Source organism: Zoogloea ramigera (genome assembly GCF_006539865.1).
In the GTDB taxonomy this organism is placed as follows: Bacteria; Pseudomonadota; Gammaproteobacteria; order Burkholderiales; family Rhodocyclaceae; genus Zoogloea; species Zoogloea ramigera.
Map to the genome: position 1 here is coordinate 1 of NZ_BJNV01000188.1, position 858 is coordinate 858.

1 protein-coding gene is annotated in these 858 nt (G+C 63.5%); it reads right to left on the bottom strand.

Annotated features, from left to right (window positions below):
* Positions 1 to 4: 4 nt before the first annotated feature.
* Positions 5 to 858 (bottom strand): tyrosine-type recombinase/integrase (locus tag ZRA01_RS20375; protein ID WP_141355196.1); only part of this gene is annotated, 854 nt, incomplete at its 5' end.

Genomic DNA, 858 nt, shown 5'->3' on the forward strand with positions numbered 1-858 from the left:
GGCATCAGACATGGCGGCTCTCCTCGACAGGACTCACGGGCAACGGGGTGTCGGCAATCGACTGGGTGATCAGGCGCTCGAAGGCCGAACCATCCCGGCGGGTCAGGTTGGGGACGTAGCGGGAATAGACCCGGAACAGCATCTCGGTGGTCGTGTGGCCGAGTTGCCGCGCGATCCACTCCGGCGCCTCGCCGGCCGCCAGCCACAGGGTGGCCGCCGTGTGCCGGCACTGGTAAGGCCGCCGCTTCTTGAGCCCCAAGTGGCGGAGGAGGGGATACCAGACCCGGTTCGTCACGTTCTTGTGGTCGAGGGGCTTGCCGAGCCGATTACAGAACACGAACGCCGAAACCTTGCCGGTTGCCGCCTGCTGGCGCTTCAAGGCCTCGAAGACGAGCTGGCTCATCTGGATATCCCGCTGCGAGCCGTCGGTCTTGGTGTACTCCTCGTCGCCGAGGACCACCGTCTCCCGCACCAGGATCAACCGGCGCTCGAAATCCACGTACTTCCACTTCAGCCCATCCACCTCACCGGTGCGCATCCCGGTGAAGAAGCGCACGGTGAAGTAGTCGCGGAAATCCTCCCGCACCGTGGCGAGGATGGAGCGCACGTCCTCGAGGGAGAAGGGATCCACATCGGTGCGCTTGATGCGCAGCTGTTTGATGTTCTGGCAAGGCGTGGGAAAATTAAAGCGGTCGGCCGCTTCGTTGAGGATTTGCCTGAGCGGGTTCAGCATCTTGTTGATCCGTGCAGCAGACAGCTTTGTTTCCTTGCCCCGCGCAGTCACTTTGCCGAGTTCGGCGCGGTAGGCAAGTACGTCAGCCTTGGTGATCTGGCCGACCGCCTTCTCCCCGAAGCGGG